The organism is Coleofasciculus sp. G3-WIS-01 (assembly GCF_040223135.1).
In the GTDB taxonomy this organism is placed as follows: Bacteria; Cyanobacteriota; Cyanobacteriia; order Cyanobacteriales; family Coleofasciculaceae; genus Coleofasciculus.
Window position 1 is genome coordinate 42,672 of the sequence record NZ_JAVJZI010000152.1, and the last position, 7,300, is coordinate 49,971.

Annotated in this window: 4 protein-coding genes and 2 pseudogenes; all 6 read right to left on the minus strand. The window is 45.9% G+C overall.

The window, feature by feature from the left end:
* Positions 1 to 55: 55 nt before the first annotated feature.
* On the minus strand, positions 56 to 3,259 hold the full coding sequence (locus RIM23_RS14950) for a hypothetical protein (protein ID WP_446368018.1): 3,204 nt from the start codon (positions 3,257 to 3,259) through the stop codon (positions 56 to 58).
* A 269-nt stretch (positions 3,260 to 3,528) separates the two neighbouring features.
* The gene (locus RIM23_RS14955; RefSeq protein WP_446368019.1) at positions 3,529 to 4,137 is read right to left on the minus strand and encodes a TIGR04282 family arsenosugar biosynthesis glycosyltransferase; all 609 of its coding nucleotides are present in this window, start codon (positions 4,135 to 4,137) and stop codon (positions 3,529 to 3,531) included.
* Between the two features lie 14 nt (positions 4,138 to 4,151).
* Positions 4,152 to 4,763: a cation diffusion facilitator family transporter gene (locus RIM23_RS14960; RefSeq protein WP_446368020.1), complete on the minus strand. Its 612-nt coding sequence runs from the start codon at positions 4,761 to 4,763 to the stop codon at positions 4,152 to 4,154.
* A gap of 223 nt (positions 4,764 to 4,986) precedes the next feature.
* Entirely contained in the window at positions 4,987 to 5,970 is a 984-nt protein-coding gene (gene nadA / locus RIM23_RS14965; protein ID WP_446368021.1) for a quinolinate synthase NadA, read from the minus strand.
* 74 nt (positions 5,971 to 6,044) lie between these two features.
* A pseudogene (locus RIM23_RS14970) lies at positions 6,045 to 6,509 on the minus strand (alpha/beta hydrolase); the annotation flags it as partial.
* A 37-nt stretch (positions 6,510 to 6,546) separates the two neighbouring features.
* Positions 6,547 to 7,300, minus strand: a pseudogene (locus RIM23_RS14975) (RNA-guided endonuclease InsQ/TnpB family protein); the annotation flags it as partial.

Below are 7,300 nucleotides of genomic sequence, written 5' to 3' on the forward strand. Positions count from 1 at the left end.
TTTATGCCCACTGAGTTAACTGTTACACCTTTGAGGTTACATTGGTTCCCCATTTTCAATTAATTTTGACCTGAAAGCGCATTAATCCCACATTAGTTGGAGGTGTATTAGAAATATCGCCTAACTCCAAAACCACGGCTCCATTGGGATTGTTGGCTTCAGCACAGGGCGTTGAGACAGGATTTAGAGGAGGAAAAAATATCCCCGAATCTTGATCCGCTGCATTACTTTGGGGTATTGGTGTCCCGTCTTGATTTAACAAAATTCCGCTACCTTGCCTAAAACTATCAGAGATAAACGTTGTCCCTTCTGGAATGAGATCACAGATATTCACCCCATTAACCCCTGTGCCACCATTTGACAAGAAATAGATCGTGTATTCAACAATATCACCACTTTGCAAAACTCTATCGGGACTAATTCTGGGAACACCTAAAAGCCCTCCCCCAGGTAGCTGAGACCACCCACTAGCATTATCATCAGGATCATTGGGATCGTCTACAACAGTATTAAAGTTAATTCCTTCTAGCACTTGTCCATCTCTGTTCACCTGAGTAATGCGCTTCACCAGAAGCAGGCGCGGTTCTCCGGCAAAAAACACTTCTGCACTAGCTCGATCATTTCCAGGATTCGGATCATCTTGATCTAAAGCACTAATCACCGCCGTGTTAATAACTGAACCGGGAATATCCCCGGTGGCGATAATCTCTAACGTAGCCTCGTTACCATTGGCTAGATTCCCCACTGACCAAATTCCGGTTCTGCTATTGTATGAACCTTGAGACGCGGTTGCCGATCTGAATGTTACCTCAGTTGGCAAGAGTTCCGTCACCGCCACATCGGTAGCATCATTAGTATCGTTATTGGTCAGAGTAATAATATACGTTATATCGTCTCCCACATTTGCCTGATTTGGGCGTGCTGTTTTGCTCAAGCCGAGGTCAACCGATTGCAAGGGAATCGCCGCACTATCTTGGTCATCCTCACCAGCAATGTTATTTCCTGGTGTAGAATCTGGGTCAGGTCGATCTGAGGCTATGACTTGCGCTCGATTAACTACGGTTTCACTTGTGGTTAAGGTTGCCTCAATTTGCAACGTGGCGCTACTATCGTTATCAAGATTGCCCACTGTCCAGACGCCAGTTTGGTTATCATAGCTTCCCTGGCTGGGTGTTGCTGAAACAAAGTTCAATCCGGCGGGTAATGAGTCCCTCACTCGCACATCAGTCGTGGCTAGAGGTCCATCATTGGTGACGGTGATGGAGATGGTTACATTTTCCCCCGGTGCAGCACTAGCAGGGGCTGCAGTCTTAGTTAGGCTCAAGTCGGCGGTTCGTTCGATCGGGGCTTGAACGGTACTGGTATTATTATCAGGATTGGGGTCTGTTATGTCATCTCCTACGGAGTTATTCGGTCCGAGGGGAACTGTGGCGGTATTGGTTAATGTCCCCGAAGCATTTCTGGCGAGAGTGCCGATTACCGTATAAGTAGCGGTAGCCTCCGGATTGAGAGTGACGGTTGTATCGATAGCATTGCCTGTACCATTTGCCGCACCGCAACTCCCAGTACCGTTAGTAATCGCACAAGTCCACCGGACATTAGTAATCGTATCAGGAATCGTATCTGTTACCGTTGCCCCCATGACATCATTGGGACCATTATTGGTCACTGCGATTTCAAAGACAATCCTACCATTGGCAACGATTCGGTCTGAACGAATACGTTTTTCAATTGCCAAGTCTGCTTTGGCGATGACTATAGCATCCGTAAACGTAAAATCCTGAGACGGTAAAAAAGTCCAAGTGTCAATACCCCTGCGATCGCCAAAGCAGGTTGTTTCCTCACTAGAATTAATACAACCATAGCTATGAGCGCCATTACGGCTGCTGACTCCTGCTAGACCAACTCCGTTGATTGAGGCATCTAGGGGATCAGGAGGGATGCCAGGTCCACTAAAACGACTATCGTCATAGTAAACTGTAAAATTTGGACTGTTTTGACCATTCAGCCGTTCCAGGATAATCCCATTGGGATTCGCTTCCACATCTATAAACGGAAAATGGACTTGAGCCGCAAATAGATTAATGCGAACCTCGAATCCTTGGCGACCGCCTTGTAGGGGGTTTCCATCTCCATCTAGCCCATCCCAAACCACTTCATTTTCCCCTTGGCTCACTCGACCTGTGATAATTCTGTCTCGGATTGAGCCGTCATCATTTCCGAATATGCCATCGCCATTCAAGTCAATGACAATTCTGTAACTACCCGCCCTTGTCGTGGTGAACCTAAATGTACCACCACCTGGCGATGCGGCTTGACCGGGCGTACCATCATTACCGATAAATCGAAAATTCCTCACCTCCCCAGGAGCTATGGGTTCTAGGGGCGTATTTAGAATTCCGGGTTCAGGTCGGTTAAAGAAAATTTTGTGGGTTCGGTCATCGCCAGTATTGGGATTAGTGAACGGATTTTGGAAGTCCGGGGGTGGAGTTAGGGAAACAGAGGAGAAAAATGGCTCTCCGCTTGGTCGTCTAAATCCTTTATTGTTTGAGAAAAAGATGAATCCGAAGGGTTCGATACCGTTCAAATCAATGCGGTAAACATAACCTTCTTCGGTCAGGACGTAGGCTTCGGAACTCAGGGGAGCCTCTCTACCTCCCATATTCAGCGCCAGATAATTGGCAAAGGCGCGACCCGGAATTTCTCTACCCTCATCGGCTACGGTGACATCCCAAGCGGTTACAAAGTTATCATTGTTACCTTGTTCAGACCAATCCTCGTCAGCGGGAATAGGGTTTGGGTTGACTGTACTTGAAGGATTAGGACTAACAACGTTAATTTGCCAAACCCCAGTTTGATCAACGTCCACGATACAAGGGCTGTAACCACCGGAAAAAAGAGTATTCGGACCGATTCTTTCTTCTGCACGATTTTCAATCTTACCCGTGTCGTCGCAACTACCAGATGCACCACTGGGTTTTGTGTAATTAATCGTACCCTGACCGATGCCCACAGCACTTGAACCTAAATAGAGCGTTTCACCTGCCTCAGCATAAACCTGAATCACCGTTTGGCGCAGTATTGGTCCTGTCTCCAAGGAGTCTTGGCGATAGTCCAAAAAAGGGCGAAATCCGCCACTTGAGGTTAATTCGCGGCTTCCTTCAGCCTGAACTGGAGGAGTCCAAAGACTACAGATGCACAAGGAAAGGGCAAGGCTACTGATTACCCCACTAAGGGAGTGAGTTTTGAGGTTGTTCACTATCTACCATTTACGTTCAACAGTCATAGGTTGGAGGTGGTTAAGACAGCGTCGGCGAGGAACGGCAAATCTACCCCTAGGATAGATTTCCAGGGGTAGGGGAAAGTTAGCCGAACTGGGCAGACTTACACCGGGCAAAAGCCCGATAAACTCCTCATAGTCCTATGATTTCGCTAAATTCGCGCTAAGAATAACGCGATAGGGGCTAATCTAATCACACTTTTTAAGTAAAAAAATCAGTCTCTCGATAGAGGACAACTATTCTGTCCTCACCTGATCAAATCTTCTGGACGGTCAATATCATGGAGCATTGGCTCAAATGCAATGGCTAATCCCAAGTTATCGGCAATCTCTACGGTTTGTTGTCTGACTTGTGAGGTTCCCCAATTAATTCTCACAAAGAGTTCAGGAATTAACCGCCGCAAACCAATCAGATAATATCCCCCATCTTGGGCAGGTCCTAATACTAAATCGTGCGCTTCAAGCCATTTAAATGCTTCAGACATTATTTGAGTGTCTAAATCGGGGCAATCTGTACCAATAATCACCACTCCAGTCATTCCCGCTGCAAATGATCTCTCAAATGCCGATGCCATTCGCTCGCCTAAATCTCCCTCACTTTGTTGATGGTAAATCACATCAGCACCTAACCACAATTCCATTAGCTGTTGATTCCCTCCAGCAAAATGAATTTCTACAGATACAGGATGAAACTCTTGCAGTTTTTTTGCTTTAGCCAGGGTATTTTCTGTCATCTGGCGTTGCAGGTTTGCCGCACCTTCCTCACCTAGAGCGGGAATCATGCGGGTTTTGGTTTTTCCCGGTTCTGGATAGCGGGTGAAAATAATTAGAGATTCTTTTACAGTAGCTGGAGTCATTCGATTAAAGTGATTCAGTCAACATCAGATTCATGAGCCTCTTCCCAAACCTCCCAGCCTTCTTTAATTAAATAAAAAACGATGATAAATCCGGCAAACGGATCAGCTTGCCAAAAGCCAAACCAGTAATTCCCCGCTAACCCTAAAAGTAATGCCACAGAGAGAAAGGAACAGACCAAGGTTTCTTTAGAATCGGCAATCAGCGCCCTACTATTAAGTTGTTTCCCAACTTTATTTTTTTGCCATGCCAATAGGGGCATAATAATCAACGATAGTATAGCGAGAATAATACCCAGCAATGAGGGATCTGGAGCGTCTTGTGTAATTAACTTTCTCAGCGATTCAAATCCAATATACCCAGCCATCAAGAAAAATGTAATTGCCACAAACTGGGTAGCTCGTTGCTCAATTTTCTCTTCAGCTTCTGGTGTTAGGCTTTGATGCTGGCTGAGACGCCAAATTAAAATGCATCCCGATAAGGATTCAACAATACTATCCAGTCCAAAGCCAATTAATGCAATACTATTGTTGAGCGCACCTAAAAGAATAGAAGCAACGGCTTCAAGGATGTTATAGCCAACGGTAAAATATTCTAAATATAGTCCTTTTTGATAAAGCTTGCTCATTAATAAATACCTCAGTCGGATTGATGGGGTTAGTAGATCCGTTCAATACAGGATATCACTAATAACATTCCGACAAAACCTACCCTCACCCCCTAGCCCTCATCCCCCCTAGCCCCCCTTTGAAAGGGGGGTGGGATAGAGGAGCAAGAGGGGAGTCGGGAGTGAGGGTGAAACAGTCTCATCGGGCGGGTTAATGGGACTTTTCTCCTAATTTTTGCTGAACTTAAACCTTAACCTTAGCACTCATGTCTAACATGCGCTGAATCGGTTGTAAAGCCGCAATCCGAATGTGTTCGGGTAACGTAATTTCTGGCTGACGCTGCTTCATGGCTAGATAGAGTTTTTCCAGCGTATTCAACCGCATGAACGGACATTCATTACAGTTACAATTATTAGTTGAAGGTGCTGGAATGAAACGCTTATGGGGCATTTCTTTTTGCATTTGGTGAATAATTCCCGGTTCTGTCGCCACAATAAATTTTGAACGGGGACTGGTTTGGGAATACTTCAACAGCGCTGTTGTTGAGCCAATGTAGCTCGCGTGACGTAATACTGGAGGTTCACATTCGGGATGAGCAATAACCTCGGCGTCGGGGTGTTCAATCTGTAGCTGCACAATTCTCTTTTCCGAGAAGGTTTCGTGAACAATACAACTCCCTTGCCACAGGAGCAAATCACGACCCGTCTGCTGCATCACATAACGCCCTAAATTCCGGTCTGGGGCAAAAATAATCGGTTGATCTGGGGGAATTTGCTGGACAATTTCGACGGCGTTGGAACTGGTGCAAATAATATCACTCATCGCCTTAATTTCGGCGGAGCAATTGATATAAGATATGACTAAATGGTCAGGGTGTTCTGCCTTAAATTGGGCAAACGCATCCGGGGGACAACTATCAGCGAGAGAGCAACCGGCGTTTAAGTCGGGTAGGAGAACGAGTTTGTCGGGATTGAGGATTTTGGCAGTTTCTGCCATGAAATGAACACCCGCAAAGACGATGACATCTGCATCTGTATTAGCTGCTTGGCGGGAAAGTCCTAAAGAATCGCCAATATAATCGGCAATATCCTGAATATCGGGGTCTTGGTAGTAGTGGGCAAGGATAACGGCGTTGAGTTCCTGCTTGAGGATGTCAATGGCGTTAAATAGGTCATCGGGAATTGACCCAAAGGGTTGGGTCGTTTGAGGCAGTACGGTTGTAAACAATGTTGTAAATTACCCGGAATATAAACCTTCCAAAGTAATTATAGTAAATTTTACCAAAAATAGCAGGGGTGATGTCATTCTTTCTTGACGAATTGGTCATTCGTCATTTGTCCTTTGTCGGGGGATTGAGTTTTGGCAATTAACTGGGCAAATTCCTGTAACGTTTTCCCATATTGCTCCCCAGCCACCCAGAACAAATCATTATGACTAGCACCCTCTACCCAGAAGGAGCGTTTGGGTTCAGGGGCGGCGGCAAATAGGCGTTTTCCGTGGGAGAGGGGGATCGTTCCATCGGCGGTGCCATGGATGACTAAGACGGGACAGTTCACCTGGGTGATCTTGTCCAGGTTGGGGAATTTATCAAAGGGTAAAATCGGGATGGGGAGTACGACGCGAAAGGCGGAGGTAAATGAGCTTTCGAGGATTAAACCTGCCAAGGGGTGACGGGCGGCTAAATCTACGGCTGAACCGCCACCAACAGAACGTCCATAGGCGATAATTTGTTCCGGGGGTACTCCCAGTTGCTCTTTTAAATAGTTGACACTCCCCCGGTTAAAAACGCGGGGGATTCTTCGCTCATCCAACCACCTTAGAGTATTGATTCTCATCAATACAAAAGAGGGCGAGTTGTCCCGAAGCGTTTATCCAGTATTCCTGGAATGTTCCTGTATGCCCGGAGCGTACGAAGTGCTTCCTTGAGTATGTTTATCGCGGCATTCCAATCACGGTCTAAAATAAACCCGCATTTACATTTGTGGGTTCGTGTTGAAAGCGTTTTCTTTACAACACAGCCGCAGTTGGAACAGTTTTGAGAGGTGTAGTGAGGCTTAACGGCAACCGTTGCTACACCAAATACTTTGCCAAAATACTCAAGAGTGCGCCTAAATTCAGACCAAGCTGCATCACTAATTGATTTAGCTAGGTGATGATTCTTGACCATATTCCGCACTTGCAAGTCTAGCCTTCGGCAAGCCGCTGGCGCGTCTACATAAGCTACCAAGTCGTTAGACCGGACTACGCACAATGCAGTCTTTACCGCAAAGTCTTTACGCTGCCTACTGACTTTCAAATGCTTTTTGGCTAACTTTTGCTTAGCCTTTTTGTAGTTGTTAGATTGTGGTTGACCTTTCTTAAACTTCTTGGATACTCGTTTTTGAAGTCGTTTCAGTGCTTGGTCTGACTTTCTCAAGAATCTCGGATTGTCAACTGTCTGACCATCTGAGTCGGTATAAAAATGGTTTAAACCAACATCTAACCCTACGTTGTGACCTGTCGGAGTCCTATCTTCAGTCCTGTCATGGTCAATACAGAATTGGGCATAGTATCCATC